The sequence below is a fragment of the Paenibacillus sp. T2-29 genome, assembly GCF_052921365.1.
The window spans coordinates 63,451-86,576 of sequence record NZ_JBREVE010000010.1 but is presented as its reverse complement, the minus strand read 5'-3'; the positions used below and the strand labels follow the sequence as shown (position 1 = coordinate 86,576).

The 23,126-nt window shown below is 45.7% G+C and carries 20 protein-coding genes; 14 read left to right on the top strand and 6 right to left on the bottom strand.

Annotated features, from left to right (window positions below; genetic code table 11):
- Position 1 precedes the first annotated feature (1 nt).
- The 3 genes from ACU1JV_RS22420 (at position 2) to ACU1JV_RS22410 (ending at position 3,234) form a co-directional block, all read left to right on the top strand.
- On the top strand, positions 2-1,435 hold the full coding sequence (locus ACU1JV_RS22420; RefSeq protein ID WP_446724677.1) for a glutathionylspermidine synthase family protein: 1,434 nt from the start codon (positions 2-4) through the stop codon (positions 1,433-1,435).
- A 71-nt stretch (positions 1,436-1,506) separates the two neighbouring features.
- Positions 1,507-1,920 (top strand): DUF350 domain-containing protein, encoded by a 414-nt coding sequence (locus ACU1JV_RS22415; RefSeq protein ID WP_016819503.1) that lies wholly within the window; start codon positions 1,507-1,509, stop codon positions 1,918-1,920.
- 237 nt (positions 1,921-2,157) lie between these two features.
- Positions 2,158-3,234, top strand: coding sequence for a Gfo/Idh/MocA family protein (locus ACU1JV_RS22410; protein WP_413987452.1), 1,077 nt, complete (start codon positions 2,158-2,160; stop codon positions 3,232-3,234).
- Positions 3,235-3,283: 49 nt separating this feature from the next.
- Here ACU1JV_RS22410 and ACU1JV_RS22405 read toward each other — a convergent pair whose 3' ends face one another.
- On the bottom strand, positions 3,284-4,753 hold the full coding sequence (locus ACU1JV_RS22405; protein WP_413987537.1) for an MFS transporter: 1,470 nt from the start codon (positions 4,751-4,753) through the stop codon (positions 3,284-3,286).
- A 164-nt stretch (positions 4,754-4,917) separates the two neighbouring features.
- On the opposite strand from ACU1JV_RS22405, the gene ACU1JV_RS22400 reads away from it, so the two are divergent.
- The gene (locus tag ACU1JV_RS22400; RefSeq protein WP_025675684.1) at positions 4,918-5,340 is read left to right on the top strand and encodes a MarR family winged helix-turn-helix transcriptional regulator; all 423 of its coding nucleotides are present in this window, start codon (positions 4,918-4,920) and stop codon (positions 5,338-5,340) included.
- A gap of 119 nt (positions 5,341-5,459) precedes the next feature.
- Here the strand turns inward: ACU1JV_RS22400 and ACU1JV_RS22395 are convergent, their stop codons facing one another.
- Positions 5,460-6,038, bottom strand: coding sequence for a TetR/AcrR family transcriptional regulator (locus tag ACU1JV_RS22395; protein WP_346835139.1), 579 nt, complete (start codon positions 6,036-6,038; stop codon positions 5,460-5,462).
- A 188-nt stretch (positions 6,039-6,226) separates the two neighbouring features.
- Here ACU1JV_RS22395 and ACU1JV_RS22390 point away from each other — a divergent pair, with 188 nt between their 5' ends.
- Positions 6,227-7,450, top strand: coding sequence for an MFS transporter (locus ACU1JV_RS22390; protein WP_413987453.1), 1,224 nt, complete (start codon positions 6,227-6,229; stop codon positions 7,448-7,450).
- A 14-nt stretch (positions 7,451-7,464) separates the two neighbouring features.
- Here the strand turns inward: ACU1JV_RS22390 and ACU1JV_RS22385 are convergent, their stop codons facing one another.
- Complete coding sequence (locus tag ACU1JV_RS22385; protein WP_013369203.1) at positions 7,465-7,893, bottom strand: DUF3995 domain-containing protein; 429 nt, start codon at positions 7,891-7,893, stop codon at positions 7,465-7,467.
- A 12-nt stretch (positions 7,894-7,905) separates the two neighbouring features.
- On the bottom strand, positions 7,906-8,415 hold the full coding sequence (locus ACU1JV_RS22380; RefSeq protein WP_413987454.1) for a TetR/AcrR family transcriptional regulator: 510 nt from the start codon (positions 8,413-8,415) through the stop codon (positions 7,906-7,908).
- Between the two features lie 592 nt (positions 8,416-9,007).
- Between ACU1JV_RS22380 and thrS the strand changes: the two genes are divergently transcribed.
- Positions 9,008-10,921, top strand: coding sequence for a threonine--tRNA ligase (gene thrS, locus ACU1JV_RS22375; RefSeq protein WP_413987455.1), 1,914 nt, complete (start codon positions 9,008-9,010; stop codon positions 10,919-10,921).
- A gap of 159 nt (positions 10,922-11,080) precedes the next feature.
- On the opposite strand, the gene ACU1JV_RS22370 is transcribed toward thrS, so the two are convergent.
- Positions 11,081-11,881, bottom strand: a complete 801-nt coding sequence (locus tag ACU1JV_RS22370; RefSeq protein WP_013369207.1) for a GTP pyrophosphokinase — start codon at positions 11,879-11,881, stop codon at positions 11,081-11,083.
- A gap of 276 nt (positions 11,882-12,157) precedes the next feature.
- Here ACU1JV_RS22370 and ACU1JV_RS22365 point away from each other — a divergent pair, with 276 nt between their 5' ends.
- From ACU1JV_RS22365 to ACU1JV_RS22355, 3 genes are read left to right on the top strand one after another with little or no spacing between them, the layout of a single operon-like run.
- Positions 12,158-12,619 carry an S-ribosylhomocysteine lyase gene (locus tag ACU1JV_RS22365; RefSeq protein ID WP_013369209.1) on the top strand — a complete coding sequence of 154 codons (462 nt, stop codon included), beginning with the start codon at positions 12,158-12,160 and terminating at the stop codon, positions 12,617-12,619.
- Positions 12,620-12,624: 5 nt separating this feature from the next.
- On the top strand, positions 12,625-13,395 hold the full coding sequence (locus tag ACU1JV_RS22360; protein ID WP_413987456.1) for an SDR family NAD(P)-dependent oxidoreductase: 771 nt from the start codon (positions 12,625-12,627) through the stop codon (positions 13,393-13,395).
- A gap of 29 nt (positions 13,396-13,424) precedes the next feature.
- Entirely contained in the window at positions 13,425-14,306 is an 882-nt protein-coding gene (locus tag ACU1JV_RS22355) for a MetQ/NlpA family ABC transporter substrate-binding protein (RefSeq protein ID WP_413987457.1), read from the top strand.
- A 66-nt stretch (positions 14,307-14,372) separates the two neighbouring features.
- Here the strand turns inward: ACU1JV_RS22355 and ACU1JV_RS22350 are convergent, their stop codons facing one another.
- Entirely contained in the window at positions 14,373-15,212 is an 840-nt protein-coding gene (locus tag ACU1JV_RS22350) for an AraC family transcriptional regulator (protein WP_413987458.1), read from the bottom strand.
- 241 nt (positions 15,213-15,453) lie between these two features.
- Between ACU1JV_RS22350 and ACU1JV_RS22345 the strand changes: the two genes are divergently transcribed.
- From ACU1JV_RS22345 to ACU1JV_RS22325, 5 genes are all read left to right on the top strand, one after another.
- The gene (locus tag ACU1JV_RS22345; protein ID WP_413987459.1) at positions 15,454-17,637 is read left to right on the top strand and encodes an alpha-galactosidase; all 2,184 of its coding nucleotides are present in this window, start codon (positions 15,454-15,456) and stop codon (positions 17,635-17,637) included.
- 129 nt (positions 17,638-17,766) lie between these two features.
- On the top strand, positions 17,767-19,548 hold the full coding sequence (locus tag ACU1JV_RS22340) for a sensor histidine kinase (RefSeq protein ID WP_413987460.1): 1,782 nt from the start codon (positions 17,767-17,769) through the stop codon (positions 19,546-19,548).
- Positions 19,545-21,095: a response regulator transcription factor gene (locus ACU1JV_RS22335; RefSeq protein WP_264218028.1), complete on the top strand. Its 1,551-nt coding sequence runs from the start codon at positions 19,545-19,547 to the stop codon at positions 21,093-21,095. Before ACU1JV_RS22340 ends, ACU1JV_RS22335 begins: the two co-directional genes overlap by 4 nt.
- A gap of 86 nt (positions 21,096-21,181) precedes the next feature.
- The gene (locus tag ACU1JV_RS22330; protein WP_264218027.1) at positions 21,182-22,138 is read left to right on the top strand and encodes an ABC transporter permease; all 957 of its coding nucleotides are present in this window, start codon (positions 21,182-21,184) and stop codon (positions 22,136-22,138) included.
- Positions 22,139-22,152: 14 nt separating this feature from the next.
- Positions 22,153-23,091 carry a carbohydrate ABC transporter permease gene (locus ACU1JV_RS22325; protein WP_264218026.1) on the top strand — a complete coding sequence of 313 codons (939 nt, stop codon included), beginning with the start codon at positions 22,153-22,155 and terminating at the stop codon, positions 23,089-23,091.
- Positions 23,092-23,126: the final 35 nt, after the last annotated feature.

The following is a 23,126-nucleotide window of genomic DNA, read 5'->3' as shown; positions in this document are numbered from 1 at the left end:
GATGAGCATGCGTACGATTCGGCAATTACCTTATGAACATGACGAGCTTTTTAAGGGTGAAATCAGCCATATGATTCCGTATCATCGCATGTACGGCAAGTCCTACTGCGTGCCGGCCTTAACGGTGTATCGGGAAAGCGAGCTGGCAGAGCTTCAGGCTGCTTCTGAGGCGGTACATCGTATTTATCGCAAGGTTCAGCAATTTATCCAGCACTATATGCCGGATGAATATCTGGTAGAGCGTTTGGGGATTCATCCAGGCTTGCTGCGTGCTGCACGGATGGAAGCCGCGCCGGATGGGATCACCCGTCAGGACTGGATTGTGGGGGAAGCGGGGATCAAGTGCATTGAGAATAACACCGATACCCCGACCGGGATTCCCGAGGTGGCTTATCTCGAAGGAAAGCTGTTGGAAGTGCTGCGTTGTGAGGGAATGTCAAGGGATGACATTGATTTACATGGACCCTCATCAGGAATGGATGAGGCGATTCAGTCTGCCTTGACGGAGCTCATTCATTTTTATAGTCGTAAGGGTTTGGGGACAAAGGTGTATTTCACTTGCTATGAATGGCATATCGAGGATCAGACGAATACCAAATATATCATGCGTTTATGTGAACAAGCCGGGTTTGAAGTGGTTTATGCGCCATTGGAAGAACTGGAAATTATCCCAAATGAAGGATTGTATCACCGTGGAGAGCAGATTCACATCCTCTATCGCCTGTATCCGCTGGAGTATCTGATTGAAGATCGGGAAGAGGACACAGGGCTTGAGGTGGGGCAGGCGTTAATGGATATGGTGGCAGACGGAAAAATAGGACTAATCAATCCGCCGCAGCATATCATTACGCAGAGCAAAGGGTTCACCGCAACCGTATGGTCGCTGTACGAGCGCAATGAACAGACACCAGCGTTCTGCGGTTTTCGTTTGTTTGACGAACGGGAGCTGGAGGTGATACGAACCTACCTGCTACCTACATATTTTGAGCCATCCGTGTTTCTGCAAAATAAAGAGCCTTATGTCGCCAAAGGCATATGGGGCCGAGAGGGTAAAGGCACGCATTTGATTGAGCAGCCTGAACCCGAGAAGAGACTGGAAGGTGTCTTGGGAGTGGCCCAAAATGCGAAGGCTGACCAGCCTGATCTGCATCATCAAGCTGATGCTCCACTAACACCTGAACAGGAGGAAGCCGCACATATTGCCGCTTATTACGAGGGACAGCCTAAGATTTATCAGCGGCTGTGGCCCATGCAGAGCGCAGAGTTGCAGACCGAGGAAGGGCTATTTCACGGCTATGTACTGACAGGCATATTCGTGATCGGGGGGCGTTTTGCGGGGGTTCTGCCGCGAATCGGTGAAAAGGTAACAGGCGATATGGCCTACTATTGCGCTGCCGCCGTTGCCAACGAACCTTCTAATCCACCCGCTGTATAAGCTGAATTGTGAAATGTAAAATATTCGAACAGATCTGTTCCTATTCACAAGTATCATAAGGAGGAAAAAAATTGGACTCTCATATCAGTTTGGGCAACGCATTGGGCAATGTAGGTATCGGCCTGCTTATCTTGTTTGCCATCTTAATCGTAGGTTATTTTGTGTTCAGCTTGCTGACACGTTATAACGATAATCAGGAAATCGCACGCGGCAATGAAGCGGCAGGCATCTATATGGGGGCAAAGCTGCTAGGTCTGTGTATCATCGTGGGAATGGTGTCGTATAGCAGCCATTCATGGCTCGATATGCTGACCTGGTCGGCCGTGGGCATTGTGGTGCTGTGCCTGGTGTATGTGATTTTTGATCTGGTGACGCCGCGCACCAAGGTGTGCGAGGAAATTGCCAAAGGTAATGTAGCTCTGGCACAGCTGTTGCGCTCAATCATCATCGGGGTATCTTTTGTCGTAGGTACATTTTTGATGTAGTCGATGTAGTCGATATAAAGAAGAAGCATAAAGGATCTGCAAAACCTGACAACGGAGCTGCAGATCCTTTTTTTATGGGGAATTGTATTCACTGTCTGCTATCTGTCTGTGGAAGTAAAACTTACGACGATCACTTCTGATGGGGACTATTCTACGAAGGTACGGGTGATACTGCATAGCAAAAAGGAATGTGCTCCAGATATCAAACCAAATTGTAGAGAAGGGAATTCTGAACATATGAGTACCTCTACCTCCCCAACCCTACCCATTCGGATGGGTATCATCGGCTTGGGCCTGATCGCTGAATATCACATCAGATCATTACACAGCATGTCGGGGGTATCGATTGTGGCCGTTAGTGATGTAAATGCGAACCGCCTTCAAGCCATCGGAGAGCAATTGCAACTGCCTGCCTCCAAGCGGTACTCCCATTATGAAGCATTGATCCGTGACCCAGAGGTAGATGCGATTCTGTCGCTGACACCCAATGATGTGCATTTTGACATTATTCGTATTGCGCTGGAAGAACACAAAGCTGTACTGGCAGAGAAACCATTGACACTCACGTGGTCGGAGGCAGGTCAGTTGAAAAAGCTGTATACCGCGAATCCGGTGCCTTTGCTGGTTCACTACAAGCATCGCTACGGCGCGGCCTTCCAATATACCAAGCAACTGCTGGATGAGCACAAGCTGGGCAAAATCTATAATATTCAATTTCGTTATCTAATGGATGCATTTTCACCGTATCGTCAGCATCCGTATACATGGCGACACAATTTAGCCAAGGCCGGCTCTGGAGTAGTGGGGGATACGGCCTCACATATTATTGATCTGGCCCGTTTTCTGATTGGTGAATTTAAAAGCGTCGCGGCGCTGCTACATATCATTACACCTGAGCGGCCCGATCCGGTCACGGGTCTGCCTGTAAAAGTGGATGTGGAAGATCTCGCCGCCTTTCATGGCATCATTGGCGATAATACTGTGGGTACCTTCATCACTCACAAAAATGCCATCGGCAAGCGCCACGATATCGAAGTGGATATTTACGGTGAGCTCGGTACGCTGCACGCAAGTCTCAATAATCCGGAAAATATTCGCATCGTGTTGCGTGACCTAGAACACCCGGATGCCGAATACGAGACTTGGGCTGTTCCTGCAATCTATAATCATACAGCCGATGGAGACTTTATTAAGCTGGCAAGAGGGGAGTTCGTAGACCGAGCTCCCTTGTTCGATGACGGATACAAGAATCAATGGGTACTTGAGAAAATTCTGCAATCCTGGAGAGAGAACGGACGTTTAGTAGAAGTGTAAGAGGATACGTAATCCTTATTACAATAGCCTGTTTGGCATCCTGAAGGCTCTATCTCTTTTCTTGCTGCGTTCTTGCCCGTTTTGCCCCGATCAGCCTCCAGCCTGTTAACAATGCCGACACAAGACAGATGGAGGCAGACGTCATAAAGACTGCATGCATTCCTTCCAGAAAAATTTCAGGGTGACCCGGAACCAATCCGGTGACTCGATAACCAGCCTCTTTACTCATAACATTAAAGAGAATGGTTGTGGCCAGCGTGATCCCTACAACCATCCCGACGTTGCGCACCAGTGAATTAACACTTCCGGCTGAGCCAAGCTGTGTACGGGGTACCTTTGACATAATCAGCGAATTGTTCGGCGATTGGAATAAACCACTGCCAATACCCAGCATGGCAATCCACAGACCGACGAGCGGGATGGAGCTACCTGCATGCAGCTCCGCTAATCCAATTTGGGCAACGACCATAACGACCAGCCCGGCGAAGGTGAGTAGTTCAGACCCGATTTTATCGGAAAGCGCGCCGCTGAGCGGGGCCACAATAACCATAGAGATGGGGAACAACATCAGCAGAAATCCGGCATAAAAAGGCGACAAGTTCAGCATATTCTGTGCATAGAAAGGCGAAATGATGTTAAAGCAGAAGTTAGCGACAAACACCAGAAAAGCACACAAAATACTGAGCGAAAACAACGGATTTTTGAATAGAGCGAGCTGTAACAGCGGCTGTGGACGACGCAATTCTAACCAAATGAATATGGCAAAAGCAACTACGGCTACTAGCAGCGAAGCAATAATACGTGGGTCTCCATACCCGACCTGCTGTCCCAGCAACAATCCGACGAATAAAGTGAGAATAAAAATAGCAAACACCAGGCTGCCAGGAACGTCGATCTTATCCTTCACCTTGATCAGATCCTTAGGCAGAAGCCTCCAGCCTAGAAAGACAGCGATCAGGCCTATCGGTACATTGACCCAGAAAATGTATTGCCAACCCAGCGAGGAGACAATAATACCGCCCAAGCTCGGCCCGGCGATACTACCCAAAGAAACGAAGGTTCCGATGAGGCCAAGCGCTTTGCCCCGTTCAGTAGACGGGAAGATATCTGTTACGATCCCTTGGCTGTTCGCCATGGTCATGGATGCTCCAATTGCCTGAATGATGCGCGAAATCAGCAATAGGGAGAGTGAAGAGCTAAGACCGCACAATAGGGAGCCAAGAATGAATATGATGGTGCCGATTTTGAATATTTTGATTTTACCGACCATATCCCCTAGCTTGCCAAAAAATAAAATAGCGGTACATATCGCCATTAAATAGGCGGTTGTCACCCATTCAATCTGTGCCACAGGTAAATGTAACGTGCGAGACAACACAGGAAGAGCAATATTAACAATACTTCCATCCAAGGTGGACATAAACGTAAACAGATTTAAAACAATCAAAATCATCCAACGTTTCTTCTGAACTTCGATATTCTCTTGATAGGTTGCAGCAGTTGTAGCAGTTGAACTCATCATTAACACCTCTTTATCGTTGACAGTTCCTCTTTAGTTGCATACGCAACTAAATGAACGGTTCTAGTTTACAGCAAATTAGTTGCGTGCGCAACAATATTATTGTAAACTTTGTTTTGGTCCCAGCTGGGGATTGCCATTTTCAAGCCAATGAGGTGTATTTAATGAGGAAAAAACCGATTGGAAAGCTAATTTCCCACCTGTACCGTCGAAATCAAAAAATACTGTCCAAAAAACTGGCTCCTTACGGAATCGGCAGTGGGGGGCAACACAGTTTTTTAAAGATTATTTTGCAGCGGCCAGGTATTACACAGGAGCAGCTGACGAATGAACTTAAATTTGATAAGGCAACCACGGCACGCTCTGTAAAACAATTAGAGGAATCAGGCTACATTGAACGTAAAACGGATCCGAATGATCGACGTTCTCAACTTGTGTCTCCCACGGCCAAGGCATTAGAATTCGCTCCTGTCCTACAAGCAATACTGGACGAGCTCAATGCCGGTCTTGTCCACAATTTATCCGAAGAGGAAGAGGACCTTCTGATCGACTTACTGCAAAAGATTAGTATAGATCCTGACGAATAAATAAAGCAGGAGTTAGCATAGAGGATCGGCGGGTAAAAGAAAAAGGAAAAAAGAAATAAGCAGCCACCACGGAGAATACTCTGTGGTGGCTGCCAGCCCCGCTATATGGCATTCGCCATTCAGTCCAAGCTAATTCCTTCGAACGCATTCATGACTAATTGTCGTACATAGGCATCGTCTAATGGATAACCGGTCACCAGCAAACGATAAAAAATCGGTCCATAAATGAGATCGATACATAATTCAACATCCAGATGCTCCCTCAATTCCCCGCGCTCAATTCCCCGCTCAATAAGATGCCGGGCTTCAAGTCGCCGTGGATGGAAATATCGTGTTCGGTATGCCTCTGACAACCCTGCATCAAGTTGCCCTTCACCAATTAACTCCGTAATGATTTTACCTTCTCGACTTATTAAGAACCGCACTAAATTCGTAGCATGAATGAGAATATCGTCCAATACACGACCCGTGTCGGGCACGGGCAATCTTGCCATGGTAGCTGACAGGAAACCATCCATCACTACGGCAGCTTTGTTAGGCCACCATTTATATATGGTGGCTTTGCTCACTTTTGCTCGCTCAGCAATTTTTTCTACCGTAACAGCCCCAAAGCCTTGCTCCAACAGTAGATCATAAGAGGCGGCAAGGATAGATTTTTGCGACTCGACATTACGCGGACGTCCTCTTTTACTCTGCACTGGAATGCTCACCTTCTTACATAGATATAAGAAAACATTAAAATAAACTATACGTTCAGTATATCAAATATCAGGTAAGAATAAAAAGTTGAATTTGCCTATTTACAAAACGAAACGTTCAGTATATTATTTGATTATCGAATTAAAGAACTATACGTTCAGTATTTAAATTATTGAGGAGGATTATCATGCAAAGAGAACAACAAGCCGTAGAAGGTAACCGTATTTCAAATTGGATGATGTTTCTGTTGGCAGCGGCATGCGGCCTTATTGTTGCCAACCTTTACTATGCTCAAACCCTGGTAGGACCTATTCATGTAGCGATGGGCCTTTCTTCCACAACAGCGGGCTTCATTGTCACTTTAACTCAAATCGGTTATGTTGTGGGACTGCTGTTTATCGTACCCATTAGCGACATTATTGAAAATCGACGGCTCATGGTCGTATCGCTCATCATTACAGTCTGTGCATTGCTTGTTGCTGCCTTTGCCCCCAATGCCACGTCGTTCCTGACCGCATCCTTGTTCATTGGAGTTGGATCTGTAGTAGCCCAAATACTGGTACCGTACGCTACCTATTTAGCATCCGAAGAACAGCGCGGTCGGGTTGTCGGGAATGTCATGAGTGGACTCCTGCTAGGCATTATGTTCGCACGTCCATTGGCAAGCTTCATAACCAGCATTTGGGGATGGAAAGCCGTATTTATTATGTCCGCCATCGTTCTGACATTGTTGACGATTCTTCTCTCGCGGGCTCTTCCAGAGCGCAAGCCTGTACCTACGGTATCTTACAGTAAACTGATTCTCTCGCTAGGTACTCTTTTCAAACAAACGCCTGCATTGCGCCGCCGTGCCTTATATCAAGCCTGCCTATTTGGTGCTTTCAGCCTGTTTTGGACGGTTGTTCCTCTACGCTTGGCGGATGATTTCGGCATGTCCCAGCAAGGAATTGCACTGTTTGCTCTAGTAGGTGTAGGGGGCGCAATAGCAGCTCCGATTGCCGGGAGATTGGCTGATAAAGGTTGGAGCAAAGGTTTAACCGGGCTAGCTATGGTCATTGCCGCCTTGTCCTTTTTGGTCATCTATATTTTCCAAAGTCATTCGACGGCTGCGCTCATCCTTCTCTTTGTTTCAGCGATTACACTGGATATGGCTGTATCAGGAAACCTTGTGCTTGGGCAACGCGTTATTTACTCCTTGGGAAGTGAAGCGAGAGGGCGTCTGAATGGATTATTCATGTCTATCTTTTTCATAGGTGGAGCGATTGGATCATCATTAGGTGGTTGGTCTTATGCGTTGGGTGGTTGGAATTTCAGCGCTCTGATTGGAGTCATTTTGCCTGTGCTGGCTTTACTGTACTATTTCACTGAGAAAGAAACTGGTGGAGACGTACGAAAGAAACAAATCGGGTAAAGATCAGCTTTAAGCTATGCCGTACGTAAAAGCATCATCATTAAAATGGCTGTTCCCAAGAGAAAACAAAGGGGCGAATAGAGCACAGTATCCCATTTTGCAAAAACCGTTCCTTTTTTTCTCTTGAAGAACCCTACCCATTTGAAATCTCCTATAGAACGTAAAATAAATAAACATGACAACAAGCCTGCACCGTAGAAATAGAAGAAATGGAAAAACTGAATTGGCACGACTCTCCCTAACTCCAAAACGAACCAAGCGGCTAAGGCTAGTAAAATGGCAACAATCGACGTCCCTATTTTGGAGGGTTTAAAAAGCAAATCCGTTCCCGTGCTTGGGATCGCTGCCTTAGCACCTTTTTGTCCGCCGAATACCCAATATAAGTGCATACCGCTCAGTACAAATAGAATTCCGCCAACTGCCCATGTAAGTAACTCCAACATCTGATATCCCCCTTAATTTGAAATCCACTCTGTCCAAATCATATGAATATGCTGCTGGATCGCTTCTTCACTTAACGTCTCTTGCTTGTGACGCTCATACCAACCCAAATAGTAATGGTACAACATCCATGACCTCTGAGAGGCTTTCTCTGGCTGCATTCCCTTCTGGACTAAAAGCTCTTTCATAAACTCCATTCGCATCTGTTCGACTTCATTGAGCAAGGAACGGTAACTATCATCCTTCAATGACAGCTTGCGCAGATAAAACAGAAAATCGCCCCGTTTTGTCTTGCCAAACATCTGGGTTAGCAACTCTTGGATTCGCTCATCTATAGCAGCATGGGTGATGGACGCGGTCATCACCTGTTGTGTCGTCTGTGCCTTCCATGTCTCTACAATTTGTCTAATATAGCTGCTGCGATTGGTAAAATACCAATAAAAACTGCTCTTACTGCACCCTAAAGCAGTAGCCATTTTTTCAACAATGAGTTGATCAATTCCGCCCTGTTCAAAACGTTCCATTCCTTTTTGAATCCATTGTTCTTCTGTGACAATGATCTTAGGTATCTCTTTCTCCTTCTTTCTGTACGGTATCGTCTAGATGAGAAATATTCTACAGTGTTTTTAGTGGGGTGTAAATATAGGCTTATTCGTCTTCATAGCTGGATGATAAATAAGACAGAAACTTACATAAACGTCCACTTGAAATACCTGCAAATTTGATCTATAATGCTGTAGCATATAGTAATATTCAAGGCATTGACCAAAGACATGATTTCCTTGAAGGGCCGTTCAGAGAGAAAAGACGAGGCTGAGAGCTTTTCCGGCAACCGCATGTGAAGTTACCCCTTTGTAGCCGTGACGTTGAACGTGTAGCTGTGCAAGCTGGCAGTGACATCAGTAAGCGCCCACCGATTTATCCCCGTTAACGGATACCAATGGAGGGCCATGCAGGTCGTGCATGAGCATGTTTGGATGAACATGAATGTATGTACAGTAGCGGGCCGAACTAGGGTGGAACCACGAGCTGAACGCACTCGTCCCTTGAGGGAGAGAGGCGTTTTTTTGCGTTCAATTTTGATATAGCACACAATTTGAAATGGAGGCTTTAATCGTGAGTATTCAAGTGAAATTGCCGGATGGAGCCGTACGTGAGTACGAGCATGGCGTAACTATCGCCGACGTGGCGGGTTCGATCAGCTCCGGGCTGAAAAAAAACGCAGTAGCAGGTAAAGTGAACGGGAAGGCTGTCGATCTGAACACCGTTTTGGATCAGAACGTTGACCTTGAAATTGTTACGCTGGACAGTGCAGATGGTCTGGAAATTTACCGTCACAGCACAGCGCATTTGCTGGCCCAGGCGCTCAAACGCATTTACGGTGAGAAAAATGTGAAGCTGGGTATTGGTCCAGTCATCGACAGCGGCTTCTATTATGACATTGATATCGAAAACCCACTGTCCGTTGACGATCTGGCGAAGATCGAAAAGGAAATGGCGAAGATCACGCAGGAAAATCTGCCGATTACACGTCGTGTGGTTAGCCGTGAGGAAGCAACTCGTATTTTTGGTGAAATGGAAGATCCATTGAAGCTGGAACTGATCCGTGATTTGCCAGAAGAAGCGGAAATTACGATTTATGATCAAGGCGAATTTTTTGACCTGTGTCGTGGCCCGCATCTGCCGTCCACTGGCCGTATCAAGGCTTTCAAACTGTTAAGTGTAGCGGGTGCATACTGGAGAGGCGATTCCAACAACAAGATGCTGCAACGTATCTACGGAACAGCTTTCCCTAAAAAAGCACAACTGGATGAGCATCTGCACTTGCTGGAGGAAGCAAAAAAACGCGATCATCGCAAGCTGGGTAAGGAGCTGGAACTGTTCATGTTCTCCGAAGAAGCACCTGGCATGCCGTTCTACCTGCCTAAAGGTATGGTTGTGCGTACTGCGTTGGAAGATTACTCCCGTGACATTCAACGTCTGCATGGCTATGAGGAAGTACGTACACCGCTGATGATGAACAACCGTCTGTGGGAACAATCGGGACACTATGAGCATTACAAGGAAAACATGTACTTCTCCGAAGTAGATGAAACTACTTTTGCTTTGAAACCGATGAACTGCCCGGGGCATATGCTTGTATTTAAAAATGAACTTCATTCTTACCGCGATCTGCCGATTCGTATATCCGAATTTGGACAAGTGCATCGTCATGAGCTGTCCGGCGCGCTGAACGGTATGATGCGTGTTCGTACATTCTGTCAGGATGATGCGCATATTTTCGTTACACCAGGTCAGATTGAAAAAGAGATTACGGACGTAATCAAGCTGATTAACGAAATGTATAGTGTGTTTGGCTTTGACTTCACAGTGGAATTGTCCACACGTCCAGATGACTTTATGGGCGAGCCAGCGCTGTGGGATCAAGCGGAACAAGCTCTGCAAAACGTGCTGGATCACCTGGGCATCAACTACCGTATTAATGCGGGAGATGGAGCATTTTACGGTCCGAAAATTGACTTCCACATTCTCGATGCGCTCAAACGCAGCTGGCAGTGCGGAACGATCCAATTGGACTTCCAAATGCCTGAAAAATTCGACCTCACTTATGTGGGCGAGGACAACCAGAAGCACCGTCCGGTCGTTATTCACCGTGCTATCTACGGTTCAATCGACCGCTTCATGGGCATCCTGACTGAGCATTTTACAGGTGCATTCCCATTGTGGCTGGCTCCTGTTCATGCGAAACTGTTGCCTGTATCCGAGAACTATATCGAGACTGCCAATGAGGTGCAGGAAGCGTTGCTGAAAGCGGGTCTACGCGTCGAAGTGGATACTCGGAATGAGAAGCTTGGTTATAAAATCCGTGAAGCGCAATTGGAGAAGGTTCCATACATGTTCGTTATCGGGGAAAATGAAAAAACAACCGGTACTGTAGCCGTGCGCAAACGGGGCGAAGGCGATCTGGGGTCATTCAGCATTGCGGACATCGTTGAGAAAATCAGCACAGAGATTCATGAGAAGCAGTAATATTTGATTTGACTGAAAAAAAGTGTAAAAGAGCCGTCAAAACCATGATCATAGTGGTGTTGACGGCTCTTTATTTATACATTTTACATAAGTTCCTAAGTTCCAGCACGAGGGGGAACAGCCTAGAATGAATGATTTAGTTATCCTGTGGCTGTATGCCTAGCACGTCTGCGACCGAGAAGTGGCGTGATCTGCGGGGAGGGAAAGTGCCTTCAAAGCTGACTCCTCGGCTCGTTTGACCGGGGCCTCTTCCACATCCTGTTCCTCGCTAAGCGATAAAATTTCCCCGCGCAGCTTGAGCATTTTCTGATCCAGTTCGTAGGTTGCACGTGCAGCTTCGGTCAATCCGTTAACGACATGTTCGGGCACTTTCTTATCAAACTTATAGTACAAAATATGCTCCATACTGGCCCAAAAATCCATAGCCAATGTGCGCAATTGAATCTCGACCTTAATCCAGCGTGTGCCCTCAAACAGAATCAGTGGAATTTCCACAATAACATGTAGGCTCTGATAGCCGTTGGGCTTAGGATGGGCAATATAGTCCTTGACCTCCAGTATGCGAATGTCTTCCCGTGTGCGGAGGTGATCCATCAGGCGATAGATATCTTTGACAAATGCGCATACCACACGCATGCCTGCGATATCATGAATTTCACGCAATATATTGTCCAGGGTGACCTCATGCCCTTTGCGCCGAACTTTTTCCACAATGCTGTGGGGTTCTTTGATCCGGGTTTTAATGTGCTCAATCGGGCTAAAACCATCTATCAGCTTCCATTCCGTTTGGATCAGCTTAATTTTGTTCTTTAATTCCTCCAGAGCTAGTTGATAAAGGACGGGGATTTTTTTCCATTCCTCTAGTTGCTTGGCGTCAACACTGTTCTGGTCCAGCTGTAGCTGAAATTCCTGCAAGGGCAAAGGGACAGCATTCAAGTGCTTCCAATCCGGTTCATTCACAGAGCATTCTCCTAAATGAGGCTTACGATGTCCTCGATCTATTTCGTAAAGATGGATTACCGTATATATTGTACACTATGTCAAAACGTACAGGCAAAGGAGAAACGGACAAAGAAATGAGAAATAAAATAATAATTATAGTGGTAAAACCGAGTAATCCGATGTATAATTGCAAAAATGCTGATTTAAAGCATTAAATTTTAAAAAAATAGCACAAATGTTGAGTAGTCGTCATTAGACTAAAAATAAAAATTACAGAAAATGAGGATGAGAAAAATGGCAAAAGTAGAAAGCTTCCAATTAGACCACACGATTGTAAAGGCTCCTTATGTAAGAGCAGCAGGAGTAGAGCATGATGAAAAAGGAAGCACGGTACAAAAGTATGACTTGAGATTTCTGCAACCGAATGAAGACGCACTGCCAACAGCAGCTGTACATACGCTGGAGCATTTATTGGCAACGTATCTGAGAGACGAAATCAAAGGCATTATTGATATTTCTCCTATGGGCTGCAGAACGGGATTCTACTTGATTTTATGGAATGAACACGAGCCTGAGGAAATTGCACTTGCTTTGGAAAAAACCTTGAAAAGAATTCTGGAAACGACAGAAGTTCCGGCTGTTACTGCTTTGGAATGCGGGAACTATAAGGATCATTCTCTTTTTTCAGCACAGGAATATGTGAAGATTGTGTTGGAGGCTGGCATTAGCCGCGATCCTTTCAAAAGAGTATTTTAAAATCTATGATTTCAATAGACCTATCTCATCAAACAGCAGTAGTGACAGGCGGCAAGTCAGGTATAGGCAAGGGGATTGTAGAGCTGTTCATTCAGAGTGGAGCTAAAGTCATTTCTGCTGATATTTCTTATGAAGAGCCGTATAGAGTGGTCAATTCACAGCTAGTTGAAACTCAATTGGACATATCCAAACCGGGTGATATCGAAAGATGGTGCAATCTGCTAATCAGCGAATCGGGAGTTCCTGACATTTTAGTGAACTGCGCAGGTACTTCTACGATGGATTATGTCATTGATAGTGAGTTGGCTGATTGGGAAAAAGTATTTTCGATTAATTCAACTGGGCTGTATGTAGCGTCCAAACGGTTTGCCAAGGAAATGGTGGATGCGCGTAAACCAGGGCGAATTATCCAAATTGCTTCGCAGGCTGGTAAAAATGGATATCGGGCCATGGGCGGATATTGTGCATCCAAACATGCGGTTCTCGGCTTGACCAAGGTGATGGCCATTGAGCTTGCTCCGCACCAAATTTTGGTGAATGCGGTTTGTCCAGGTATCGTAGAAACGCCGATGAAGCATCGCGAGCGGATTGAAGGGGGCGTTATTCGCGGAATGACCGCCCAGGATATATATGAAGAAGATTGTTCGCAGGTACCTTTGGGGAGAACGGCTGAGGTAGAGGATGTCGCCAATGTGGTGTTGTTTCTGGCAAGTCCGCTCTCCGCATATATGACAGGACAAGCGATTAATGTTACAGGTGGAATGACGATGCACTAGCATACTAGCATGATCTGGGGGAAAACAACATGAAAAAATCGTTCGTTTTACTATTAGGGATTAGTTTGTTACTCGTAGCCGCAGGATGCGGTAATAAAAGCACAGACAGTAATGGATCCAGCTCCGCTTCCGGTGCGGAAAAGCAAAAAGTAGTCATTGGTTCCATGGGGTCTGACGCGCAGATTTGGAAGCATATTGCCCAATCCCAGGCCGCCAAGGATGCCAAGCTGGATATTGAAGTAAAGGAAATTAACGGTGGGATCGAAACGAACAATGCGACTAGACAAGGCGATGTGGACGTGAATGCATTCCAATCATGGGCGTATCTGGTGAGCTATAACAAAGAGAGCAAAGCCGATTTGAAGGCGATAGCCACTACCTACCTGGAGCCGATGGGGATTTATTCGCAAAAGTTCAAAAGCATTGATGAAGTGACTGACGGAGCGTTGGTGGCTTTGGCGGACAACCCGGCGAATACAGCAAGAGGTTTGAAGCTGTTGGAAGCATCCGGTTTAATTAAGCTTAAAGCTGACTTTAATGATGCTTTAGGTACAGTCAATGATATTACTAGTAATCCTAAAAACCTGAAATTTGAACTAATCGACGACAAAACAGGTCCGCGCGTGATTCAGGATGTAGGCTTGGTGTTGATCGGGAACACGATTGCTTTAGAAGGCGGTCTGAACGTACTGAAGGATTCCTTGTTCCACGAAGAGATCAGTCAGGCAACAAAGAACAATATTAACGTCCTGGTTACTTCATCGGATAAGGCAAACGATAAGGGACTACAAAAATTAGCGGATCTCTATCATAACGAGGATACCCAAAAATACATTAAGGATGAATTTGGGGGCACCAAAGTAGAGGTTAAAGAACCTGTTTCTTATTTGGAAGGGCAAACCACAAAATAAATAAAAGAGGTCAGCCAGTTTTTCTGGTTGACCTCTTTTGTTCATTAGAGGTTTCTACTTGTAATTTCAGTAGTCGTTTTGAATTTGAGCATGGGTTTCGGATCGATAATGCTTGGGAGAGAATCCCTTTACCTTTTTAAAAATTTTGGAGAAGAGCAAAGGATCATTATAGCCGACTGAACGGGAAATATCGCCTATTGAAAGTTCAGCGTTACCCATCATTTCACAAGCTTTGTTGATCCTATAGCGAATCAAATAATTCTGAATGCTTGTGTTTACTCGTTGTTTAAATAACGAACATAAATAGCTCCGATTGAGTCCGATAAAATGTGCAATATGCTCAATGGTAATTTTCTGAGCATAATTCATTTCAATAAAATCCTTCACTTTTTCAACGTAAATCTCCGCCCGACCTTCTTTTTGTTCGGAGGATGTTGCCGGGCTGAATTCTATAAGCTCCGATAACATTAAGTAAAGCAGCCCGGTCAGTTTAGTTTCCCGAGCTTTAAGGCACCTACTTGATTCGTTCATTTGCTGCAAATACTGATAAATCAAATGGTCTCCTTCAAAGTAGAGGATTGGGGACGTCATCGTCAGGCCTGCTTGCTTGAGGAGTGTTTCTGCCAGTGTCCCGTTAAAACCAAACCAGCAATAAGACCAGGGATTTACGGCATCGGCTTGATAATAAGTGATGACTTGCGGGCAGATTAGAAACCACTGTCCTTTCCGCAAGCTATAACTGAACCCGCCAACCTCGAAGGTACCCTCTCCGTCCAAAACATAATGGAGCAAATAGTGATCTCTTATAGCAGGTCCAAAAAAGTGACTGGGTATGCATTTCTCTATGCCAAACTGAGTTAGATACAATTCAGAGTGCTGTTTACTACGTGGCAAATACTCTATCACGGTAAAATCTCCTTATGTAAATTATCAAGCATTATAACATAAATAGTGAGCACCATGCCATGTACTTCATATCTAAAATTAATATATGATTTCTGTAGAACCTACTGCTATATTGTTGGATCTTATCAAGCTTTACACCATATGAACTTAGTTGATGGTTGTTACAAAATGCTTCTTCTGAGTGCCTTTTTAGGTGTGGAACTCTGATGATTATTATTTAAGAGAGGGGTTATTTTTCCCAATGGCTATCATTGTTCAAGAGCAACCGGGGCTGTTTCATTTGCAGTCGTCGGGCATGAGTTATATTATTCAGATTGTCGATGGATTTCCTGTGCATGTATACTGGGGAGACAGGTTGAAGCACCGTGAGCCCATGGCTGATCTTTTGCTTCACACTCCTACGACGGCTGGATTGGATCGGCTGCCGCAAGAATACCCACAGTATGGAAGTGGGGACTTCCGTACCCCGGCGTATCAAGTAGAGCTTGAGGATGGAACTCGCATCACGGAATTAAAGTACGATGGTTACCGGATTATTAAGGGAAAGCCATCTCTACCGGGTCTTCCGGCCGTATATACCGAGAATGAAGCTGAAGCGGATACGTTGGAACTGGAATTAAAAGATGCCTTTTCAGGTCTTAAAGTGGTTCTTCTTTATACTGTTTTTGCGGATCGAAACGTAATCGCTCGTTCGGCTCGTCTAAGTAATGAGGGGGAACAAAGTCTTCGACTCCTCCGTGCGCTAAGTGCCAGTGTCGATTTCTCGGGGAAAAGCGATTTAGAGTTCATGTATCTTTCGGGAGCATGGGCACGGGAAGGGAATATTACCCGTAAACCGATCCTTCAAGGTGAAACCCGAATTGATAGTAAAAGGGGCATGAGCAGTCACCAACTTAATCCTTTTACTGCATTGGTCACGCAGGAGACAACAGAACGCCATGGTGAGGCATTCGGCTTTAGCCTTGTGTACAGCGGGGGCTTTGAGGCTGGCGCGGAATTAGATTCATTTGGCTCTACACGGTTTAGCATTGGCGTAAACTCCTTTGACTTTTCATGGTTACTGAGCCCAGGAGAGAGCTTCCAGACACCAGAAGCCGTTATGGTTTACTCTGGTCAAGGACTGGGAGAAATGTCGCGTACATATCATCGCTTGTATCGAACTCGGCTTTGCCGAGGGACATATCGGGATGAAGAACGCCCTATTCTGGTCAATAACTGGGAAGCTACCTATTTTGACTTCAATGCAGATAAGCTGGTATCGATAGCGAAAGAGGGGGCAGAGCTAGGCATCGAACTTTTTGTCTTGGATGACGGTTGGTTCGGAAAACGGGATTCTGACAATTCGTCTCTCGGTGATTGGTACGAGGATCGTCGGAAGCTGCCAGACGGACTGGCTGATGTCGCGAAACGTATCAATCAATTGGGGCTTAAATTCGGGCTCTGGTTCGAGCCGGAGATGATCTCCCCAGACAGTGAGCTGTACCGGAAGCATCCAGATTGGTGCCTTCACGTTCCAGGACGGCGGCGCAGCGAAGCCAGATGGCAGCTGGTGCTGGACTATACTCGCAAGGAAGTACGCGATTACATCTACGATTCGCTGGCTGCCATTTTCTCCAGCGCCCCGGTCTCTTATGTGAAATGGGATATGAATCGCTGTCTGACGGAAATTGGTTCCGCCGAACTGCCGCCGGAACGTCAATCCGAGACTGCGCATCGCTATGTTCTTGGATTGTATGAGCTGCTAGAGCGCGTCACCACCGAATTTCCGCATATTCTTTTTGAGAGCTGTTCAAGTGGCGGAGGACGCTTTGACCCAGGCATGCTTTACTACATGCCTCAAGTCTGGACTAGTGATAATACCGATGCGGTGGAACGCCTGAAGATTCAATATGGAACTAGCCTTGTCTATCCTGTAAGCGCCACCGGAGCGCATGTGTCAGCAGTTCCGAACCATCAAGTTGGACGCATAACCCCCCTTGATTTTCGAGGTGATGTGGCCATGTCCGGAAATTTTGGATATGAGCTTGATCTCACGAAATTCACCGATGAGGAAAAAGAGACGGTCAAACGCCAAATCGCAGTATATAAGCAGATACGTGGCTTAGTACAGAAGGGTGACTTGTATCGCCTAAAGAGCCCGTTTGAAGATAACGAATCGGCTTGGATGTTTGTTTCTGAAGACCAAGAGGATGCCATCGTCTACTATTTCCAAGTGATGGCTGTTCCGAACGCGCCTTGGCGAGCCCTGCGCCTTGATGGACTAAATCCAGAGCTTGAATATGAAGTTCAGTCAGGAAATAGCGGGCAAAAGTCTATCCATGGGGGGGATCGGCTTATGAAGTTGGGCCTCCCTCTTGTCTACAGACAGAAAGACTATGAAAGTGGATGGTTCAGGCTTCGGGCATTAAGGTCCAACAAGGCTTAAGGCTTAAAGGATCAGTACAACAGTACAATTGGCGAAAGTTAGAAAACAATTGATTGAGTTATGCATGCCCCTTTTTGTATAAAAGGGGCATTTTGCGCGCATCAGCGTACTGATTGGGGAGGACAAGCCATGTTTTTTATACGAATGATGAATGACATGAAACTGAGAAAGAAGATGACGCTTACATTCATTTCGGTAGCTGTTCTTCCCTTGCTGTTATGCGGCCTGTTTCTGACAGGGAAGCTTCGAGAGTCCGTCATTAAGGACGCCTTTATGCAAGCATCCAACAATGTCGAGCGGGTCCAAAATCGTACAGAAGAACTGATTAAAGTGCCGCTGGACATCTCGTATCGGCTAACCAATGACAATCGGATGAAAATGGTGGCCAGCCAAAAGTATGACAGCTACATCGAAGTCATTCAGGCTTACCGGGAGTATACAGGTATTCGTGACTACCTCCAATTGTACAAAGAGATATCCGGCATTCGTGTCTATGTCCCTAATCCTGGAGCACTTAATAATTGGGAATTTATCCAGCCGGACGAAAGAATCACAACCGCAGGTTGGTACAAGGAGGCCATAGAGCAGAAAGGATTGGTTGGCTGGAATTTAATTAAGGATGAGAGGTACAATGCCGATTATCTCAGCCTGATTCGATCATTCTCAGTAAATTCACCAGGGCGCAAAGGGGTTCTGGTCATAAATGTTAACAAGCGCCAATTAAATTCAATTCTGAATCAGGAATCGTTCCCTACCTTGATCGTGGATAACCGGAATCAGATTGTCGCGTCCAATGAAGCAGAGTTGTTTGGGAAGAATCTTTCTGAAATTCATGCCGACGAAAATATACTTTTCCAACAGGAAGGAAGTTACAACACACTCATTAACGGAAAAGCATCGAAAGTGGTGATCGCAAATCTAACTCCACAGAACAGCTGGAATGGACTTCGCATTATTTCCGTTTTTACCGTTTCTGAAATTACCCGAGATGCTAATCAAGTGATATGGCTCGGCGGAGTCGTGATCACAGCTAGTCTAATATTTGCAGCCTTACTTATCTATGCTTCTGCTTCGCTATTATCCAGAAGGCTTCTCCGCTTGAGCAAGCATATGACCCAAGTAGGAGCGGGCTCGTGGGAAACCTATCTCCATATCGACGGAAAAGATGAAGTTGGTCTACTATCGAGGGAATTTAACGCGCTCGTCAGTAACGTAAACCATTTGGTCCAGGAGGTTCAAGAAACGAATCGTCAGAAAAGCCTGGTGGAGCAGAGACAGAACGAGATCAAGTTCAAAATGCTGGCAAGCCAGATCAACCCGCATTTTCTCTTCAATTCTCTAGAGTCCATTAGAATGGAGGCCCACATTCGCCAACAGGACGATATCGCTAAAGCCGTATGGCAGTTGAGCGCGTTGTTGCGCAGCAGTCTGGAGGCCGGTAACGACAAGATTCCACTGCGTAAAGAGCTTGAGCAAGTGTGCTGTTATCTTGATCTTCAAAAATTCCGGTATGAAGACCGTTTGGAGTATCGCTTAATGGTTGATCCGGATTTGGAGGAAACACTGGTTCCACCTCTGATTATTCAACCATTGGTGGAGAATTCTATTGTACACGGTCTGGATAATCAAGCAGAAGGAGCTGTCATTGAAGTGAAAGTTAAGAAAATCCCGGAGGGGGTTCGAGTTATAGTATGTGACAACGGCGCCGGTTTCACGGACGATCGTCTCGTCCTTGTACAAGCAGAGCTTGCTGCATCTGTACATGAACAGGAGGTCCAGCGAATTGGACTACGAAACGTAAATGATCGTCTCGTCTTACTGTATGGGACCTCTAGTGCCTTACATATTGAGAGCGAGCCTGGAAAAGGCACTTGTATTCAGTTTTTCATACCTGGAGGTGAAACCAAATGATTAAGGTAGTCATCGTTGACGATGAACCGAAGCTTCGTCAAGGGCTTCAAACATTGATTCCATGGGAAAGCCTCGGATGTATCGTTACAGCTACGGCAGCCAATGGAAAAGAAGCATTGGAAGTCATCGAGGAAAAAGCTCCTGATGTCGTAATTGTCGATATCCGCATGCCGGTTATGGATGGCTTACAGTTGATTGAGCACTTGAGGTCCGGTGGTCATCATTTGCATTTTATTATCCTCAGTGGATATGCCGACTTCGAGTATGCCAAACAAGCGATTAAATACGGGGTGTTCGGCTATCTCCTTAAACCGGTCGACATTGATGAAATGACGTCCAGTATAAAACGGATACGCGAGCGAATCGAAGAGGAGCGCCTTCAAGAGGAGTGGCGTAAGAGAGAAGTTATTAATCGCGATTTATACCTGCACAGTCTGCTCGTCCCTCAAGAGAAAACTGAAGATCCCGCCAAGTTGAGAAGTAAAGCAATAGAAGCGGATTTGTTGTGGACCAGCTACGAAGTCGTGGTCGTTTACCCGCGTGTTTCTGAAGTGGACCGTTCCGATGTCGCATACCAGCTTTCGAATGGATTAAAGGCAAAGATCGAGGGGCAGATGATAGGGCTTGTCACAGTAATCCCACCGTATACAGTCCTGTTGCTCAACGCGCCGCTGCGCGGAAGAGAACGGCGTGAAATTCTGCACAATGAGATTCGTAATGCTGCGGATAATGTTAGGTTCGTCGCTGCAACCGGAGGGGCAGTATCTGCTCCTGAAGATATTTGTAAATCTTTTTTAAAGGCCCAGGAAGCGGTAAAACAATCCTTTTTCAGTGAGAAGAACCGACTGCTAGGTCCGTATCCTTTCTTTTCTCCTGCGCTGGATTCCCCCCGATTATCTGCTGATAAAGCTGAAGAAACGATGGAGGAATTCATCTTCCGCCTGTATTACAGTCTGGAAGTAGGGAACCAGACTGTAATACTTCCATTGTTGAACGAGGCGGCAGCATTTTTTCTCCAACAGGGGCAAGATGAGAAGTCGATCAAAGAGTCGTTCTTCTTTCTGTCCAATGCGGTCATTCACAAGCTGACCGCGGGTTTCTGTATCGAGTTGAAAGAGACGGAGGAAGTTTCCCGTTTTTTGAATGGGATATACCAGCATGATCATTTACATGATCTTTTGGAAGAGACCTACCGTTTCCTGCTAGCTTTGGCGAAAGACTCCGAACCTCGTGGAAAGGAGCAGGAATTCAAAAAAATGATCGACTTCATTCACAGTCATTATACAGACAACCTGAAGCTGGAAACGCTGGCTGGACTACTAAACTATAGTACTGCCTATTTGGGTCAGCTATTCAAGAACAAGACTGGGGAGTACTTTAACACCTATCTGGACAGAGTCCGTATTCACAAGGCAAAGGAGTTGCTGGACCAGGGAATGAAAGTTTACGAAGTCGCTGAAAGCGTCGGCTATACAAGTGTTAACTACTTTTACAGCAAATTCAAAAGGTACGAAGGCTGTTCACCGTCGGAATATAGAAATCCATAATTTGTGGATGATTTTTCCCGAAATCCGTTGTATGGGCTCTGACTCTCCTCTGTTTTATGATGGATTTAAGAGAGGGGATGAAAAAAATGAAAGCGGTAACAGTAAATTCGGAAAACGTATACAAAAAACCGAAGCGGAATGCTTGGAAGGTATTTAAAAGCCAAAGGTATCTTTATTATATGTCCATTCCGTTTGTGATCTGGGTCTTCATCTTTCAGTATTTGCCGCTATGGGGCTGGACAATGGCATTTCAGAAATACAGACCCGGTTTGAGTTTTTTTGAACAGAAGTGGGTGGGCTTGGAGCATTTTCGTACTTTGTTCCAAGATGATCATTTTTACCAAGTACTGCGGAACACGTTGGCTATGAGTCTTATGGGACTGGTCGCTGGTTTTATTGTACCGGTTGTCTTTGCTCTATTGCTCAACGAGGTCCGTATTCAGGTTGTAAAACGATTTGTTCAGACTGTATCTTATCTGCCGCACTTTGTTTCATGGGTGGTTGCTGCAGGCATTGTCACCAAAATGCTTTCAGCGGATGGCGGTGTCGTAAACGATATGCTCATGGGTCTAGGCATCATCGATCAGCCAGTCCAGTTTATGGCCCAAGGTAAATTATTTTGGTGGGTTGTAACTTTCGGAGACATCTGGAAGGAAACCGGTTGGAACGCTATTATTTATCTGGCTGCCATCGCCGGTATTGGTCCTGAATTATACGAGGCTGCACGGGTGGACGGCGCTAGCCGATTCCAGCAAATGTGGCATATTACGCTGCCGGGGATCCGGCCGACCATTATCATTCTCCTGATTATGTCTATTGGCCATCTGCTCGGTACGGGATTCGAGAAGCAATTTCTGTTGGGCAATCACCTGGTCATCGATTACTCTGAAGTACTTGATTTGTATGCGCTTAATTATGGTCTGGCGATGGGACGCTACTCTTTCGGGACGGCCATTAATATCTTCAATTCGGTGATAAGCCTGGTCCTATTGTTTGCGGCTAACGGAATCTTTAAGCGCTATACCAACGAGAGCATTATGTAAGGAGGAGAATAGACATGGAGGCTGTCAAAAGCACTACGCCGGTCAGCGGATTAAATAACAAGCTTAAGTCTAAATCACTACAAGACCGAATCCTAGAGGTAGTTGTTTATGTTTTCATGATTGTGGTAACCGTTCTGACGATCTACCCGTTCTTAAATGTGCTGGCTATCTCTTTTAACGATTCGGTGGACACCATTAGAGGTGGAATCACCATCTGGCCAAGGCAATTTACTTTGAAAAATTACGATTTGATTTTCACCTATGAGGGGTTAATCACTGGATTCAAAATCTCCTTTCTGCGGACCGTCATTGGCACTGTAGCGGGCTTGGTCAGCGGCTCGATGCTTGCCTATACGCTTGCACGAAGTGATTTTCAAGCCAGAAGGTTCATCTCAATTTTTCTTGCTGTTACCATGTATGTTTCCGGAGGGTTAATTCCAGGTTTTATCCTGATGAAGGAATTGCATTTAATTGATACATTTGCCGTCTATATTTTACCGGGCCTTGTAAGTGCGTTTAACGTCTTCATTATTCGTTCCTTCATTGATGGTCTGCCTTATGCGTTACAGGAATCAGCTAAGCTGGATGGTGCCAACGATTTCACGATCTACTGGCGCGTTATTCTTCCTCTTTGCAAACCAGCATTAGCGACCGTAGCGCTCTTCTTGGCGGTTGGACAATGGAACTCTTGGTTCGATACTTATCTGTTTAATGGGTCCAACGAATCGTTGACGACCCTGCAATATGAATTGATGAAAATTTTGCAAAGTACGACAACAAGCGCAACCAATTCCCAGGACGCTGCCAATATGGCGGAGCGTATGGCACAGGTTTCGCCGGAATCCGTCAAAATGGCAATCACCATCATTGTTACCGTACCGATTCTAATCGTCTATCCTTTTCTGCAAAAATATTTTGTTAAAGGTATGACGCTTGGAGCGGTAAAAAGCTAAAACGAGGCAACATTCATTATACAGGGAGGTTTAGC